Origin of the sequence: Chlamydia poikilotherma (assembly GCF_900239975.1) — a bacterium.
Taxonomy (GTDB): Bacteria; Chlamydiota; Chlamydiia; order Chlamydiales; family Chlamydiaceae; genus Chlamydia; species Chlamydia poikilotherma.
Genome location: NZ_LS992154.1, coordinates 985416 through 1002591, shown reverse-complemented (window position 1 = coordinate 1002591; position 17176 = coordinate 985416). Strand labels below are relative to the sequence as shown.

Genomic DNA, 17176 nt, shown 5'->3' with positions numbered 1-17176 from the left:
TGAATTGTTACGTTACAAGAATTTGCTTGGTGATAATGGAAAAAGGGATACACCTGACCCCATTCCGAACTCAGAAGTTAAGCCTTTTATCGCCGATGGTACTATACACAAGAGTATGGGAGAGTAGGTCATTGCCAAGCTTTTAGTTATTTTGACTCGTAAACTGAGTTTTTTATAAGGAGAATAGAAATATTCTCCTTTTTTTTTGCCTGCATTCTTTTCGTTATAATTTTTTCCTTGTCTTGGCTTTTGTAGTGTATTTTTAATGCTAATTAATCCTCGTGCTAGAAGAGAAAGCTACCGAAATATGCGTATAGCAGCTTTGTGCTTTCGTGCTTTTGGCCCTATTGTAAACCTCTATACGACGTTATAAATAATATTCGTATGGCAGCACGACCTGCGATTATACTTGGATGGAGCATACTTGGTCGAGATCTGTTAGAATATGCCGCTCCGGGACTTCGTGATATCTTATTTAACCGATGCTTGAGATGGGTTGGAAATAATGGAGATCAAAATAATGAACAAACAGAATCCAAAATAGAGGAAGATTGAGAGTTCGTCTTCAGAACGTTGTCAACCACTATAGAATTATTGGAATAGTAAACACGACTGTATTTGGAATCTTTCTGACTTTTCTGTCAGCAATGACAACTTTGGGAGGTTTAGAAGTCGCTTCCTCATGTCGAAATAGTTCGAATTCTAGTGAGCTTATTCCTATTATCTCAAATGATCATACAACTTTTTATGTGGGTTCACTAATAGTCGAGCCTATGCAATTAGCCAAGCCACACATAGGCTATTTAGTTTCCTCGCCATGATGATCTACGTCATGTCATTAATTCGAATTGTTAAGATCTAATAACCGATAAAATATAGAAAATATCTATGGCGAAAAAAACATATAGCTAAAAATTAGCTTCCGAAATCATCGAGGACTATAGAAGATCGCTCTACACCATAGTTATCGAGTAATTTTAGAATACTGCTGTTGTGTAGCGGCGGACCACATACATAATATAGATAATCTTCAGGATTACTTAATTTACTGAGTTGACCAAGCTCAAAAGCTCGGAAAAGGAAATTTGTTTTTTCTGGGTTATTCTTATCCCAACCCGAAGCGATATCTTCAGGAAGGGGTTCTGATAGTACTAAATGATAATGGAAATTGGAAAAATTCTTCTCTAATTTCTCATACTCTTCTTGATAGATATTTTCCTTTAGAGAGCGAGCTCCGTACCATAACGTAATATCTCTTGTAGAATGCTTGTCTAATAAGAGATCTAAAATATGACTTCTACCGAATGAAGAACCCGCACCACCGATTAAGAAAATCAAGGGGCGGTTGTTTTCTTTCATGAAAGATTCTCCATAGGGACCCGAAACATTAATCTTGTCTCCAGGTTTTAATGAAAAAATATATGATGAGCATATTCCCCAAGGAATCTCTGGATTCGGAGTATTGTTAATAAAAGGTGGCGTTGCAATACGGATATTGAATTTAATAAGAGGAAGCTCTGCAGGATATGAGGCTAGAGAATATGCTTTATTTGCAGAATCTAGTTCTAGGAGACTATTGTCTATAGTCCGATCAAATAAATTAAAATGTTCCCAATCACTATAGTATTCAGGAGCCATAGTTGGCTTCCAATCGGAAGTATTAGTTTTATAAGCGGGAACGCTAATTTGTAGATATCCCCCAGGTTTAAAGGGAATAGGGTGTTCAGGACTAACAGATACAACAAGTTCTTTTATGAATGTGGCTACGTTGTCATTAGAAACAACTGTACCTTCCCAAGAAGAAGCATTTAAATAGCGTTCTTCTATTTCCAAACACATATCATGTTGAACTTTTGTTTGGCAGGAAAGACGCCAACCTTGTTCTAGCTGTTGCTTCGAAAAAGTAGCGTGATCTGTTTCTAAAGGTTGATCAGCGTTTTTTACGATTTTTACCTTACACTGTTTACAAGTAGCTTTGCCTCCACACGGAGAAGGTATAGGAATACCCGAATCTAAAAGAGAGGATAACAGAGTGTGGCCGCTATCTACTGTTTTAGTAAGAGAGTCGTCATCATTAATTTTTAGCTTGCAAGGATGAATCTTAACTAGGAATTTGCGGGAAATAAGAATGATCCCAGAAAGTATCAAACCTATAACACAAAATACTAAACTAGCAATGCTGATGAAATATAGGCCTGAAAGCCAAGTCATGATCCTAAAAATCCTCGACTTCTTTGAATAGCTTATGGTGTCAAGTTATAACTTGGCTTATAAAAAATCAATGTAGATCTCTCTAATATCACAGAAAGTAAATGTCTATATCTTAAAGCTTATGCTTTAGTTCCATCAGGCTTTAAAATTTCAGAAATCGCTGCTTTTAGTATTTCGATTTTCCCAGAGGTAACGTTAAGAATTACAGTATGTTCTCGGATTTCATCAATAGTTCCTAGAATCCCCATAGCGGTAACTTTATCGCCTTTCGCAAGTTCATTTTTGCGTTTTTCCATAGCTTTTCTACGTTTTTGTTCCGGACGCCATAAAATGAAGTAAAAGAACAAAATGGCAATGCCTAGCATTACAGCGGGTTGAGCAAAAGTACTTTTTACTTGAGTGCCTTCTTCATCCGCAAGGAGAGATGACGAACTCAACAGAAATAAAAAACACATGAATAAACGAGATAACATTTAACCACCTTTACTTCGGTTATTTCAGGGAAAGGTTAACATAATAGGAAGCGTACGTTCAATGCTTTTCCTAGAGGTTATCTTCCCTTTCTAGCAAAATAATATTTTCTAAGTGCGGAGAATGGGGAAATTGATCCAAAGGTTGAATTTTTTTAATACAATAACCTGCAGAAATTAAACTACAACATTCCTCAAACTGTATTTTAGGATTGCAAGAGATGTAAATAATTTTTTTTGGAAAAATTCTCAGAAGATATTTAAGAACTTTATTCTGCATTCCACAACGTGGAGGGTCAATAATAACGACATCAGGAGGAGGACAGTCTTGATGTCTTCTACAAAATGTTTTTACATCTTCTAAATGTACTTCGATGAGATTTTCTTTTTTATTTATTAAGATATTTTCTTTTGCAGAATCTATAGCATCTGGGACAATTTCTACTCCTATAACCTTTTTTACGTAGGCAGAGAGCATAATACCTATAGTTCCTGCGCCACAATAGAGATCCAGTAATGTTTCGGATCCTTGTGGATTCATAAACTCTTTAGCAATTTCAATAATTTTTGCTCCTTGAAGACTTTGCGGTTGAAAGAAGCTTCTAGGATACACGTGAAACACTCCAGAATTACCATCTTTGGGGAGTGTTAATGTTTGTTTAATAAATGGTTCTCCATGAATTAAGTGAGAACGGAAATATGTCGGAGCATTTTTTGCGCTGACTCTTTCTTCCCAAACGATGGAGATAATAGGGAGGTTAGAATTTATAAGAACATTTTTCCATTCCTCAATAAGTTTTTCTTTAACAGCATATTCTTCTCTTGCCGATGTTGTTAAAATAACCATGAGTGTCTGTTTTGGATTTCCGATACGCACAGTAAGAGTACAAAGAGAACCCTTATTAAAAGGAGGATAGTAAGCTGTAAGTTCAGGATGATTATCCCACCAAGTGCGAGTAAGATTTAGAATATCGACAGCGTGTTCATGAATCATGAGACATTCTGTAATAGGAACACCTTGTTTAGGTTTTGTAGGCGTAATGAATCCTAGACTTTTCTTTCCTTCATTTGTTTGAAAAAATGAGAACTCCATCTTATTTCTCCCTCGCAATATTGGATCGCAAGGAATCACAGGAAGAATTTCTGAAGAAGGAAAAATAGGAGAAAAAAGTTTATGTAAAAGGTGTTCTTTAGTTTTTAAAGAATCAGCATAGGCAGTCTGAGGAGAGGAACATCCTCCACAAATGCCTAGATGTTTACAATTCATTACTGTAGGCATAGCCCACCTTAGGTAGGGTTTTATGTAAAACTCGTCACGTACCTGCAGGAATGAAATAAGGGTAAGATATTCCGCAGATAAAAATTACTATGGAATTTTATCATAAGGGATGCTTTCTGGGGACAATCTTTTGAAAACTAGGGGAAAGAAAAAAATGAGGGCAAGTTATAAAATATAATTACCCTCTAAAAACCAAGACAAGGAAAAAATTATTTTCTTAGGGAGCGAGATTTAGAGATTTTTTTTGCTTTTGCTTTTGCTGGAGTCTTTTTTGCAGGGGCTTTAGCTTTTACTTTAGGAGCTGCTTTAGCTTTTGGTTTAGCTTTTACTTTTGCCTTAGGCTTAGGTGCAGATTTTGCAGGTTTTTTAGCGGCAGTAGCTTTTTTAGCTTTTGTCGCAGGCTTGCGTTTCATCAAGCCAGACTTTTCAGCTTTGATCGATTCTTTTCTATACAGCTTAGCAATCTTCTCTAATTTGATAGAGTCAGTGCGTACTCGCTGAGCTGCTGCTTTATTTCCTCTTTCGGCTTTGTCTAAGTCTTGTTGGATACTTTCCAACAGATCTCTCATTTTTTTTGCCGTATCTTTTAGCGCCATGAAAAGCGTCCTCTAGTTGTTGTTTTAAACTATTTTTACTTGTTTTAATTTTTAATTAGTTTGTTTGTTCAAATTCATGCAACAATTTTTTTAGAGAAAAGAAAACAGAGAATCATTTTTACTTTTTTTAATTTTTCGTACTTCTTTGTTTGTCAGTGTGTTAGTTGATATAATGCTGAAGTCTTTTTTTGGAAGAAGTAAACTGTTGATTTTCATTAAATGAGATTTTTTTTGTATTTTTTAGGTAGTGTTCTGGTTGTGTCGTTATTTAATTTATAACAAAATTTCAAAAAGAACTTTCTTTTTTAGTAATAGTGTCTTCTCCTATACTTTTGGTTTGCATATAGTTTATTTTTTGAACTATTGCGAATTTTTTTTATATTTCCTGCCAGTACTATGGTAGAGAGAAATCTATCATGAAAGTATGTCTTCGCGCATGTCTATGCGTTTTTCAATTTTATTTAATTATGAGTATAGGAGTTGTCAGTGCTGCTCCAACTCAGCAGTTGTCTTTCGGCCATCATTGTGCAGATCTACATACAGTATTGAATTCGGGAACCGATTGTGATGAAGCTTTTTCAGCATTTGTAGAACGTATAATTTCTGAAAAAACAGTGTTATCTCCTAGAGATTGGGAAACTATAGCATCGCTAACGCGCCAGTATGTACAGGTGAAAATAAAACAAGATGGTAGATCAACCAGTAAAGATATAGTAAGAAAATTATTATCCGTAGTTACAATTCCTCCTCATATCAGATCTCAAATACGTCTTGCTTGGCAGAGATTGAATCCTGATAGTGTTTCTCTTAGAGATTTGATAACGCAATTTCATAATATTGACAGTGGTAGAGAAACCCTAGAAGATAATCTTCTTCTTCAGCTCTATAGTATGACTTTACACAGTAGTTATGAGGATCGAAAACAAGAGATTCTCGTAATGAAGGAACGAGGAAATTACGACGAGGCTTTAAGACTGTGTGATAAACTTTCTCATAGTGTTGAAGCAGGTACGTGTAGTCCCCATCCTGATGTTATTGATATAGAGAAGATTTTTTTAAGGAAAATAGTCTTAGGGTTGGAAATTGAAAAAGCACGAGAGGCTAAGGCTTCCTGTGAATCTTTATTATTGCCCTATTGTCAGGCTGAAAAAGATTACGCGCACGCTATTGATAAATTGGTATTGAGGATAGCAAAGGGAGAAGTACAGCGTGCTCATGAAGTTGATGTACTTCTTCTTGCTCATGCTTTGTATACGCTTCCATGGGATCAAGAAGAAGGCATTCGCGAATTAGAAGTCCTTATAGATCATGGAAACTATTTACAATCGACATTACTTTATTATGGCTACTTTTCATTATTAGAAATCTATCATCAGATCAAAAATCTCTCAGCTATGCAGCGACTATTAGTTGCTGGAGAATCTATATTTGTTTTGGAACATGCTTATTTCCCAGAATATAGTTTCTTCCTGGGTTGCTATAGCTATGAAAAACAAGACTTCATAAAATCTCGAGAAATTTTCTTATCTACTTTAGATCATTCTGCTAGATTGGGAGTGACTTTAGCTCGAGTATATGAATATTTAGGATGTATTTCTTGCCGACAACAAAAGTATGATGATGCTGAGAATTTTTTTCTTAGGGCTTATAAAAGTTGGAGTCGTGAAGAGGCGGGTTTAGGATTGTTTCTTATTTATGCTCTTCAAAAAAAAATTGATTCTTGTAAAGAGTTCACCTCTAAATCTCGTTTTTCATTTCTACACCGTAAGATTCTCAAATCTCTAGATGCGTTATTTATAAAAGAAGATCATGGATCTTCATCTAATGTTGTTAAGGTCTGTGAATCATTGAGTGGTAACAGTAGAATGTCTATTGAGGATCTTTATCACTATTTTATCTATGATATGATAAAGCATTGTGGGATTCATAACGATAGTCCTATACTTTCCCTCATTGACCTGCACATAGATCTCGCCGAACAAAATTATTTAGAAAACGCCAAAGAAAGAGTGGGGGATAGTGAATATAGTAGAGCTTTAACTTTATGGTTGGCATTTCGTCGTGGGGAACTAATGAAGGAAGTATCTTCTACAGGTGAAATAGATCCATCTGTATCCCTAGAAGATCTTGCGAAATGTTGTTTTGTTTCTCTATACTATAGAAATGCGCAATCTTGCGCATTGTTAACAAGAGTCTTTTCTCAAGAACGTTCTTCGTTACAGTCTACTATTAGATTAGTTTGGGCATTAACGAGAAAGTGTAGTGAGAATCTTGATCTCTATTGCGATAATCTGGATCTTCGTTTGTATGGAGATCGATTGTATCTTCTTGCCTATGATATAGAAGACTATCTTTCGGGAAAAGATACCGCTCTATGCCATTTATCTCGTTTTCAAGAACTCTTCCCTCATTCTTCACTATTATCTTTGGTTTATTATCTTCAAGGGTATGTGGAATCCTCACTAATTAGGAAAATTAGTTGGTTTATAAAAGCTTTAAATGAATTTTCAGAAGTCACATTATCTGGAGAAAATGCTAAAGCTTGGACATATATATACTATACTTTGAAGTTAGATCTTGCTGATGCTTATCTCGCTTTTGGAAATACTTCACGCGCTATTGAGGTTTTTGAAGAGATAAAAGGAGATTGGCAAACACCTAAGCACCCACAGGTAATCCTTATTGAAGAAATTACCAATCGCGTAGCTATGGAAATGCGTTGGGTATCGGGACTTGCTTGCGCTTATGAGAAACTTAATGAAAAAGAAAAGCTAGCTCAACATCTTCTAGATCATATTGAAAAAAGATTACTCGAAATGTCTCCGCGACGAGAATATTTCGGAGAGATGTTAACCACAACGCTTTCTCTTTGTGAACGTTTCCTTCCTTTAAATGGCAGCGACAGCACGATAGGCTGAAGCTACACATCTATTTAACCCTGGTCCTGCAAAATTCTGTCCTACAATTTTTAGATTATGAGGAATAGAAGGAAGTATTTGCTTTTTCATTTCTAGGAATCCTACGCAATGCTGGGGAAGACCCTCTTCTGGGGAGAATAATGAAAATACATCAGGTTTTGTAGAAATTCCCAGATATTCAGAAATTGCTGCTAAAGAGAAAGCATAAGCTTCTTCGTCATGCCAGCGATCTTCTAATAATAATGAGATGACCGTTTTCCCAGGTATTTGCTGGGGGAAAACTTCAGTATTATAGACAATACCAAGTAAAGGAGGTTCATCGGCGAAGAGCATTCCATAACCTTTCGGAATAGAAGGAGGATTCTTATCCCATCCTAAAGTCACACAAGAAAGATCCCAATGGAGTATTTTATTGGAGAGATGCTGGATACCAGGAATATCAATAAGAGAGGGAAGAGTAGTTGTAGGTCCAGTATAGATCGCTAAATCTGCCGAGAATGTTTCGTTTGCTGTTGATACCAAAACTTCCGAGGGAGAACAGTCTATCTTTGTGACAGGTGAAGAGAATTTCCATTTGGCTGGGATTTTCTTCACTAAAGTATCTATGAGAATCCCTAAATTCGGACGTAGGGAGGCGAGATAAGGAATATCCTTATTTTTTTTCTTCGAAAATTCTTTCAGATAACTACGTAATATTGATCCTGTTTTTGCTTCGCGTTGAGAAAGAGTTGGAAAAGCCATATGCGCAGAAAGTACATTGCTATGTCCCGCACGAATTGCTGTAACAACGGGATTTAACACATTCTGAATAAGACTTGTTGTACTATGACGACGTAGAAAATCATAAACAGAACTATCTTTTGTATATCGGGAGGCGAAGAGATCTTTGACCATGGCAAAAGGTAAGCCCTCCTTTATCAATGTCCAGGGGGAGACTTTGCGAGTTTTCCCTTTGTAGCGGATAAAACGTTTTTTTGCTGTTTTGTCACTGGATACGAGGAAATCTTGTAATTCTAGATCATGGATTAATCCGAGAGTATACTTTCCCTCTCCCCGAACTAAAAAACCTTTAGGACCGAGATCTAAGGGAAAATCTTTTTGATGATCTGTATAGATAAGTCCTCCAGGACGATCTGCCTTATCTATAATCATAAGTTCGCTATTAGGGAATTTTCTATGTAACCACCACGCTGTGGCTAATCCTGAAATTCCCGCTCCTATAACAATGACTTTTCTCATATAGATCTTGAAAACCTAGGGCTTGAAGAAACAGTTTTTAAGAAATAAGCATCAAAAGCTGTAGCAATTACACGTACAAATAGCTCTCCTAATGGAGTTACAGTAAGAAAAGAAGAACTATTTTGGATTAGTCCTGTCGTTACCATACCATCTATCCGTTCTTGACTTTCGGAAAAATATTCATCAAAACGATAGCTAAAAAGATCTGAAAATTCTTCTTTAGATACGACAAATGTACACATAAGCTTATGGATTACCCATTTTCTTATTCTATCATCTTCTGAAAGAATCTTACTTTTAATCGTTGCTAGAGATCCTCCAAGGATTTGCTCATGGTAGGATTCTAGAGTTTTTGCATTTTGTAAATATATACCGCGGATAAAACTTGTTGATGTCATTCCTAACCCTATAAGATCTTCTTCTGGAGGTAAGGAATATCCTTGGAAATTGCGAATTAGAGTTTTATTTTTAAAGGCTATGCTTAAGGGATCTTCAGGTAGAGAGAAATGATCTAGACCAATTGCCTGATATCCTGACTTTGTTAATGTATGTCGTGCATAAGAATATATAGCGAACTTTTCCTCCATAGAGGGCATGTCACTTTTTTTCATAGCTTTTTGATGAGGCTTTATCCATGGAATGGAGGCAAATGAAAACAACGCTAGGCGATCAGGACGCATCTGTAAAATATCAGCGATTGTTTGTGTAAATGTTACTTTTGTTTGCTTAGGGAGACCATAAATCAAATCTATATTTATACTCTCAAAACCTAGTTCTCGAAATTTCTGATAAGCATGTAGAGATTCTTCATGACTTTGTCGTCGTCGTACAGCTTCTTGAACAGTAGCTTGTGTATCTTGAACTCCTAAGCTTACACGGTTAAATCCTAATGACTGGATAAATTCAGCTTTTTCACTATCATTCCTTAAAGAACGAGGGTCAAACTCAAGAGCAATTTCTTCAACTTCAGAAAGATCAAACAAACGATGAATATGAAAAAATAATTTCTCAAATAGTGCTCTAGATAATCGACTTGGAGTTCCTCCTCCAAAATGAATTCGTGAAGTTTTCCGTTTCCCTCCTAAAAGAGTATGAACGAGTTCCATTTCTTTAATAAGAGTAGAGATATAATCTTCTACAATATCTTCGCGACGATTGATTACTACAGAGCATCCGCAATATAGACACATAGACTGACAGAAAGGAATATGGAAATATAGTGATAACGGATGGTCATCTTCTTGGAGACGCTCAAAAGCAAGATATGCAGGATTGGCATCGGATGATTTCCATTCTAAAGCTGTTGGATAGCTTGTGTATCTTGGTGCAGGTTGATGGAGACCTTCTAAGAAGTTGAAATTGACGTTAAACATAATACCGCAGCTTGGACGTTTTCTAGGGGAGTTTCAGGAAGAATGCCATGCCCTGAATTGAAAATATAATTAGGTTGATATTTCAAAGTAGTAAGGTATTTTTCAAGATGAGCGAGAAGTTCATCCTGAGGAAGTAGAAATAGTGCAGGATCGATATTTCCTTGTAAAGATCCTGGATGTGTAACTGTTTTATAGAGCTTATTAAGATTTACATGATAGTCAGGATGTAATGTGTCCGCACCTGTCGAGTAAAGGTCTAAAAAATTTTCATAGAAACAGCGGCAAAATAAACTTATAGGTGAGGAGACCTGTCGCTTTAATTGAGAAATGAGCCGTGTATTTGGTGTCGTCACATATTGGGAAAATAGTTCCGAGGGTAAACGTAAACTCGAAGATTCAAATAGCTGGATGGCCGAAGCTCCAGCATGAATTTGTTCCTTTAGATAAACGACCGTTCCTTCTGTTAATTTCTTAAGCAAAGTATCGAATCTTTCAGGATATTGATAAAGAAACGCCATCGTTTTTGGGAAATCTTTAGAAGCTCCTCCATCTAAAAGATAGCTTGCCATAGTGAAAGGAGACGCTGCGAAAGCAATTAAAGGGACTTTTAAACACTTCACAAGATTTCTAATTGCTTCAAGAAGATAGGAGAATGTCTCTTTGGGGTCTTTTGTGAAAATCAATTCTTGATTAGGAGAAAATGAGATTTGTGGTCCGGGAGCGAAATCATAAGAGATATTAAAACCGTCTAATAGTGAAAGAATATCAGCAAAGCAAATTGCTGCATCCACTTTTAATAAATTCGGTCCTAAAAGAGTTGCTTCAGTAATTGCTTCTGTATTGTGGAAAAAGGCTTTCAATGTTTGAGAGCCCTTGAGCTCTTTATATTGAGGCATGTATCTTCCTACCTGTCGTAAAAACCAGACAGGTGGCCGCGTAGTTTTCGGCTTTATAACGTTGTAAAATCCCGACATAACGCCTCCTTAACGAGGGGTTTTTAGAGGAAAAGTTTTTTCTATAGATTCTAAAACTTCAGATATTAGCAATTCTGGAGTTGGAGATAAAGAATAGGGTAATGTTTTCTTTATTTGCTTTGTTTTTCCATGACATTGTTGAATATACAAAGCATTTCCCGTACCTTTAATGCTAGAGATGTTGTGTTGTAGAGCAAACAGGCGTACTTGAGCAAGGGCAAATAACCATAGAACCTCTTCAGGAATAGGACCAAAGCGATCCCTCATCTCTTCTTTTATTAGTTCAAGCTGTTCAGTATCTTCAGCACTACCTATTTTCTGATAGAATTCTATACGCATAGACGCCAGATCAATATAGGTATCAGGAATACGTGATTTGTAAGGGAACTCTATCTTTACGTCGTCGTTAAATAGCAGGGGAGAGGTGTTATTTTTTAATGCGGCGACTGTCTTTTTCAATAGTTTACAGTAGAGATTGAATCCGATTGCACTTATGTGACCTGATTGGTCTGTTCCTAAGATATTTCCTGCGCCACGAATTTCTAAATCATGAAGGGCTATTTTCATACCCCCACCATATTCTTGTTTATTCAGAGCTTCTAAACGTTTTGCAGCGGGACCTGACAACCTATCTAAATGAGAAACTAGGAAATAACAATAGGCTTTTCTATTCCATCTTCCTACTCTACCCTTCATCTGATAAAGATCAGCCATACCAAATTTATCTGCTTGATCTACTAAAATGGTGTTGGCATTAGGAATATCAATACCGTTTTCTATCAATGCTGTTGCCACGAGAATATTGATTTCCTGGTCTTTAAACTTTTGGAAAATAGAAGCTAATTCATCTGATGACATTTGTCCGTGAGCAACAGCAATGCATGCTTCAGGAACCAATGTTCGTATTGTATTTCCTAATCTAAAAATACTCTCAATACGGTTATGGATCACATAAGCTTGACCACCACGAAGTAATTCATGACGTAAGGATGCTGATAATGTTTCTTCATTATGTTCTAAAATAAAAGTGGAAACAGGAAGTCTATCTAATGGGGGCATGGTAATTAAAGAAAGATCACGAGCTCCCGATAAAGACATATACAATGTCCTGGGGATTGGTGTTGCAGATACTGTCAAGCAATCTACAGTAGGATAACGTTCTTTTAGGAAGTCTTTGACTTTAACACCGAAACGCTGTTCTTCATCAATAATTAATAACCCAGGATTTTTAAATTCGAGATTTTTGTTTATTAGCTTGTGTGTTCCGATTAGGATGTCAATATCACCTTTAGCAGCATCCTCAAATATCTTTTTCATTGATTTCCTTTCAGAAAATCGTGAAAGAACAGCAATGTTTATAGGTAATCCTGCCATACGTTGTGAGAAAGTCTCATAATGTTGGTTTGCTAGAATCGTTGTGGGTACCATAACAATAACTTGTCGATGACCGTCACAAACAGCTTTCACAGCAGCACGCATGATGACTTCCGTTTTTCCAAATCCGGCATCACCACAAATTAATCGATCCATCAACTTATCTGACATCATGTCAGAGTAAATTTGTTCGATAGCCTTTAATTGATCAGGAGTTTCCTCATAAGGAAAGTTTTCTGCAAATTTAATCACCTCCTCTCCGTGAGGAGGATAGATAAACGAAGGTATAGTAGAACGTTGTGCTTCGAGCTGAAGAAGTTTTTCAGCATAAAGCACGAGGGATTTCTCAGAGAGATCTCGAGATCTTTTCCATTTAGAACCATTCAGGTTGTGAAGATCAGGAGCTTTTTCAGAGGCCCCTACGTAACGTGAAATTAGGTAAGCTTGATCGGAAGGTACATACAGCCTAGCCTTATCAGCATATTCAAGAACCAGATAATCTGTTTCAATGTTTAAATGATTTGGTTTTTTTTCCATCCCAATAAATTTACCGATGCCATTGTGAAGATGCACAACAGTCTCTCCAGGAACGGGAACAAAAACTTCTTCTGTGGTTACAGAAAAATAATTTCTCTGTTTTTGTCTTCTCAATACTTTTGTAGATGAAAATTCCGAAAGGGAAATCGCTGCAAATCTTTCTTGAACAAGAGCAAAGCTTGAAGAGAGATTCCCAGGTCTTTCGTAAATATGTATAGAATTTTCTGCTAGTGTTTCTACTAAAGCACGAGCTTCTTTTAAAGATTTTGCTTTTGTATTGTAGAGGGCCGCATTAAAGGGTTGGCCTTTATTAGGAATATATTCTTGAAGTTTTTTTAGAAAACCTAGAAGAGGATTTTCCTGTTCGTCGATAGTTTCATTGGGATAAATAAATGGAGCGATGAGTCGAGAGGCTTTTATATGACGATGAAAGACTTCGATATTTACTTCATTATTTTTAAGATTATGGACATTAGGGAAGCTTTTCTCTTCAAAGAAAATTGTGGGAGATTGGAAAGCGCGTTCACATAGATCTGTAATCGATAAAAAGCGGTTGGGTAACGAGGATAATGTTCCTGAAATTTCAGAAAAATCATCTTCTAACATCGTTAGGTTATCAAAGATAAGTCTTGGGGGTGTATTAAAATAATCCAATAGGGAGTGTGATAACACTTCTTTCCCTGAATCTTTTGTAGCTGGAGATATTGATAGCTTAGAAACTTTCCCTGTTGAAAGTTGATCAGAAGGATTAAAAGGACGTATAGAGATAATCTTTTCTCCCCAAAATTCTATCCGAAAAGGTTCTTGAGAAGACAGAGGGAAGATGTCAATAATCCCTCCTCTATACGCAAACTCTCCTTTATCACTAGCGAGGGTTTCATGGCGATAGCCCAAGTTTTTGCATAGATCCATCATCATTTCAGGATCTAGCATATCTCCAACTTGGATATCTAAATGTTGATGCGCGGTATCTTTTGGTGAGCGTGTTTTCTCTAATAAGGCTTTTAGGGTTGTTACGCAGAATAAAGGAGCTTTCTTTTCATATAATTCATAAAGAGTCTTATCGCGTTTGCCAACGGCATCAATATTAACAAGCTTAGGAGATAAATCAATTTCTGATGAGGGAAACTCAACAGGAGGGAAGCCTAAGAATGAGGAAAGATCTTCAAAAAGATCATCAATACGAGAACGTGTAGTGATCATTACTACAGATTCTTCCCTCTCACGGAAAAACTTGGCAGTTAAGAATCCGCGAGCTCCGGGACGGATATTTTCTATTAGCAATGGAATAGAGGCGTTAGTTATTTCAGATAAGAGAGGTAGATTTAAATTAACTGGGTCGAAATCCATTGCCATAAAGTATTATTTAATGCGTCTGCTTGTGGGAGATGATCTGCACTACCTTGTGCAAATATATCCTTTCCTCCCCAACGACCACCACAAGGTGTGAGTAATATTTTTAAAAGATCTTTAGCCTGTAGCCCTTGTTTAACAAGATCATCAGAAATTCGAGAAAAAATGATAAGTTTTCCATTTTTCTGAGTTGTCCATAAGGAAATTAAACGTGAGGGTATTTTCTGATGTAAGCAGTTAGCATACCGTTGTAGACGATGACTTTCTGATTCAGGTAAGTGATGAATCAAATAGGAAACATCTTCAACCTGTTGACAACGGTCAACAAGCTTATCCAATAGAGAATTAATAAGTTTGTTTTCTAATTCGGAAATCTCTTTTGCTTGTTCTTTTTTCTCTTCTAGAATGTTTTGTAATTTATTCAGAATTTGATCTCGAGGAGATTGTAAGATAAGAGAAATTTCATTGAGATCCTCATTGTCTTCATGTGCTAGAGTCTCAGCCTCTCTACCCGTTACAGCTTCTATGCGGCGTATTCCTGTGGCTACAGCATGTTCCTTAAGTATGCGAAAATAACCGAGATCTCCTGTAAATTCTGCATGAGTTCCTCCACAAAGTTCATGAGAAAATCCTGCTGAGACTACGCGGACAACATCGCTATACTTATCTCCAAAAAATTGTTTGATTTCTTTGGAATTCATAACATCAGAATACATAGCTTCACGAGTTTCTATACGATGATTTTCCCTGATCTTTTCATTAACTAAAAGTTCAATAGAAACTAAATCTTCTGGAGCAATAGCTTTGGGGTGAGTGAAATCTAAACGAATTTTTGAATCGTCAACATAAGATCCTGCTTGCCGAACATGATCACCAAGAGTCATCTCTAAAGCTTTATGTAGAAGATGACAGCCCGTATGATTATTGCCAATTTTCTTTCTGCGAATACAATTTACTTGTGCGGTTATTGCTTGATCTTGAGAAAGTTGTCCTTGGGAAACTTCTCCGTGATGAATTATCATTCCTGCTTTTGGAGACGTTGTATGACTAACAATAAATGTCCCATCAGAACAGAATATCTCTCCAGCATCTCCAATTTGGCCCCCCTTTTCTGCATAGAAAGGAGTGACTTTTAAAATTAAGGTGCCTTTCTCTTTCTCCTTAAGTGAAGACACTCGTTTCCCATCACAAACTATTGCCTCAATAAATGTATCGCAGGATAGGTCATTATAACCAATAAACTCTGAATTCTCTCCTAAGGATAATGCGTCATAAATTGCGTCTGTAGAACTATGAGATTTGGCAATATTTTTTCGAGAACGTTCTTTGGCCTCTTCTTCTAATTGATGAAAGGTTTCCATATCTACGGAGAAGTCGTAATCTTTAGCTAATAAAGCGATTTCATCAAGGGGTAACCCATAGGTGTCTTTTAATTTGAAGGCATCCTCTCCAGAAATGATTGAGGATGATGATGACGATTTGAGTACCTGTTGGAGTAAGTTCCCACCACGATGAAGAGATTTAAAGTAATTCTCTTCTTCCATAGTCATAACTTCTTGAATTTGGGATAAAGATAGGCGTAATTCAGGATAGGCCTCTCCCATAGCATCAACTAAAGAGGGAACAATTTCTGCTAAGAAAGGTTTAGTAAATCCTAAACGTTTCCCATAGTTGATAGATCTTCGTAAAATTTTTCTTAATACGTAACCACGTTCTGTGTTTCCAGGAAGTAAACCATCAGCAATAGCAAAGGATAATGAGCGCGTATGATCTGCAATGACTCTAAAAGCAGCGCCTAAAGCCTTGTCTGCGTTATAAGTTTTCCCTGACAGTTCTTCTGTTTTTGAAATAAGAAGACGTAAAACATCAGCTTCGAAAACTGTATCTGTCCCAGAAATAATAGAAACCAGGCGTTCTAACCCTGCGCCTGTATCGACATGTTTACTAGGTAAAGCTAATAGAGAACTCTCCGCCGTACGATTGAATTCCATGAAAACAAGATTCCAATATTCTAAAAAGCGTTCACCTTCAGTATCTTCCAGGGGAGATGTGGCTTTGCCAAATTTTTCGCCACGATCAAAAAGAAGCTCAGAACAGTATCCGCAAGGACCGGTTTCTGCCATACTCCAGAAGTTATCCTTGTCAGTTAATCTGAAAATACGTTCCGAGGGAAGATGCTTTTCCCAAAGAGCAAAAGCTTCATCATCTTTTTCATGAACAGTCGCATAAATAAAATCAGGATCGAAATTAAATACAGATAGAGATACTTCCCAGGCAAAAGCAATCGCTTGCTCTTTAAAATAATCACCGAAAGAGAAATTCCCTAACATTTCGAAGAAAGTAAGATGACGTGATGTATGTCCAACATTATCAAGGTCATTATGCTTGCCTCCAGCACGGATACATTTTTGAGAAGTGGTGGCTCGCGTATAGCTCACAGTTTCTTTGTTTAAAAAAATATCCTTAAATTGGTTCATTCCTGCGTTTGTAAAAAGAATTGAGGGGTCGTTATGAGGGAAAACGGGAGAAGAAGGAACGATGGTGTGGTGGCGGTTAGCGTAAAATTTTAAAAAATTAGATCGAAGAGTGTTACTTAACATAAGGCATGACTTTGTAATGTCAAAAATGTTCTTGCTCTATCTAATTATATGGGAGAGATTGATTTTAGTCTCTAATACTGTCCTAAGAAAGAATCTTTTTGTTCTTAGACATGGACAAATGTTTTGTTCAGTTGAGATAAATTAATGTGAGATGGACATATAAGAGTTGTGAAAGCGTGTATGAATTGAGTAGTCTTGCTTTTTGGTAATGCATACCTTATAATTTTGATCTTTGTATTCTTGTGAAGTGCT

General features: G+C 36.7%; 13 protein-coding genes and 1 rRNA gene. 5 read left to right on the top strand and 9 right to left on the bottom strand.

What is annotated here, in order from left to right:
* Positions 1–25: 25 nt before the first annotated feature.
* The 4 genes from rrf to C10C_RS04470 all read left to right on the top strand — a co-directional run bounded on the left by rrf (position 26) and on the right by C10C_RS04470 (position 821).
* Positions 26–140 (top strand): 5S ribosomal RNA (gene rrf / locus C10C_RS04485).
* A gap of 125 nt (positions 141–265) precedes the next feature.
* Positions 266–373: a DUF687 family protein gene (locus C10C_RS05300; RefSeq protein WP_117274626.1), complete on the top strand. Its 108-nt coding sequence runs from the start codon at positions 266–268 to the stop codon at positions 371–373.
* A complete protein-coding gene (locus C10C_RS04475; protein WP_162496151.1) occupies positions 325–555 on the top strand; it encodes a hypothetical protein in 231 nt (76 codons plus the stop codon). Before C10C_RS05300 ends, C10C_RS04475 begins: the two co-directional genes overlap by 49 nt.
* On the top strand, positions 552–821 hold the full coding sequence (locus tag C10C_RS04470; RefSeq protein WP_158543025.1) for a DUF687 family protein: 270 nt from the start codon (positions 552–554) through the stop codon (positions 819–821). Before C10C_RS04475 ends, C10C_RS04470 begins: the two co-directional genes overlap by 4 nt.
* Before the next feature lie 94 nt (positions 822–915).
* Here C10C_RS04470 and nqrF read toward each other — a convergent pair whose 3' ends face one another.
* From nqrF to hctA, 4 genes are all read right to left on the bottom strand, one after another.
* On the bottom strand, positions 916–2211 hold the full coding sequence (gene nqrF, locus C10C_RS04465; protein WP_117274624.1) for an NADH:ubiquinone reductase (Na(+)-transporting) subunit F: 1296 nt from the start codon (positions 2209–2211) through the stop codon (positions 916–918).
* 119 nt (positions 2212–2330) lie between these two features.
* A complete protein-coding gene (yajC, locus tag C10C_RS04460; protein ID WP_117274623.1) occupies positions 2331–2684 on the bottom strand; it encodes a preprotein translocase subunit YajC in 354 nt (117 codons plus the stop codon).
* Between the two features lie 70 nt (positions 2685–2754).
* On the bottom strand, positions 2755–3960 hold the full coding sequence (gene rlmD / locus C10C_RS04455; RefSeq protein ID WP_117274622.1) for a 23S rRNA (uracil(1939)-C(5))-methyltransferase RlmD: 1206 nt from the start codon (positions 3958–3960) through the stop codon (positions 2755–2757).
* A 209-nt stretch (positions 3961–4169) separates the two neighbouring features.
* A complete protein-coding gene (gene hctA / locus C10C_RS04450) occupies positions 4170–4556 on the bottom strand; it encodes a histone H1-like protein HctA (protein ID WP_117274621.1) in 387 nt (128 codons plus the stop codon).
* 416 nt (positions 4557–4972) lie between these two features.
* Between hctA and C10C_RS04445 the strand changes: the two genes are divergently transcribed.
* Positions 4973–7474 carry a DNA-binding protein gene (locus C10C_RS04445; RefSeq protein WP_117274620.1) on the top strand — a complete coding sequence of 834 codons (2502 nt, stop codon included), beginning with the start codon at positions 4973–4975 and terminating at the stop codon, positions 7472–7474.
* On the opposite strand, the gene C10C_RS04440 is transcribed toward C10C_RS04445, so the two are convergent.
* The 5 genes from C10C_RS04440 to alaS are packed head-to-tail and all read right to left on the bottom strand — an operon-like array spanning position 7445 to position 16924.
* Positions 7445–8713 (bottom strand): protoporphyrinogen oxidase, encoded by a 1269-nt coding sequence (locus C10C_RS04440; protein ID WP_117274619.1) that lies wholly within the window; start codon positions 8711–8713, stop codon positions 7445–7447. The two genes, C10C_RS04445 and C10C_RS04440, sit on opposite strands and share 30 nt — an antisense overlap.
* Positions 8710–10086, bottom strand: coding sequence for an oxygen-independent coproporphyrinogen III oxidase (gene hemN, locus C10C_RS04435; protein ID WP_117274618.1), 1377 nt, complete (start codon positions 10084–10086; stop codon positions 8710–8712). The genes C10C_RS04440 and hemN overlap by 4 nt, the downstream gene beginning before the upstream one ends.
* A complete protein-coding gene (gene hemE / locus C10C_RS04430; RefSeq protein WP_117274617.1) occupies positions 10059–11060 on the bottom strand; it encodes a uroporphyrinogen decarboxylase in 1002 nt (333 codons plus the stop codon). Before hemE ends, hemN begins: the two co-directional genes overlap by 28 nt.
* Before the next feature lie 9 nt (positions 11061–11069).
* Complete coding sequence (mfd, locus tag C10C_RS04425) at positions 11070–14327, bottom strand: transcription-repair coupling factor (RefSeq protein WP_117274616.1); 3258 nt, start codon at positions 14325–14327, stop codon at positions 11070–11072.
* The gene (alaS, locus tag C10C_RS04420) at positions 14297–16924 is read right to left on the bottom strand and encodes an alanine--tRNA ligase (protein WP_117274615.1); all 2628 of its coding nucleotides are present in this window, start codon (positions 16922–16924) and stop codon (positions 14297–14299) included. Before alaS ends, mfd begins: the two co-directional genes overlap by 31 nt.
* Between the last annotated feature and the right edge of the window lie 252 nt (positions 16925–17176).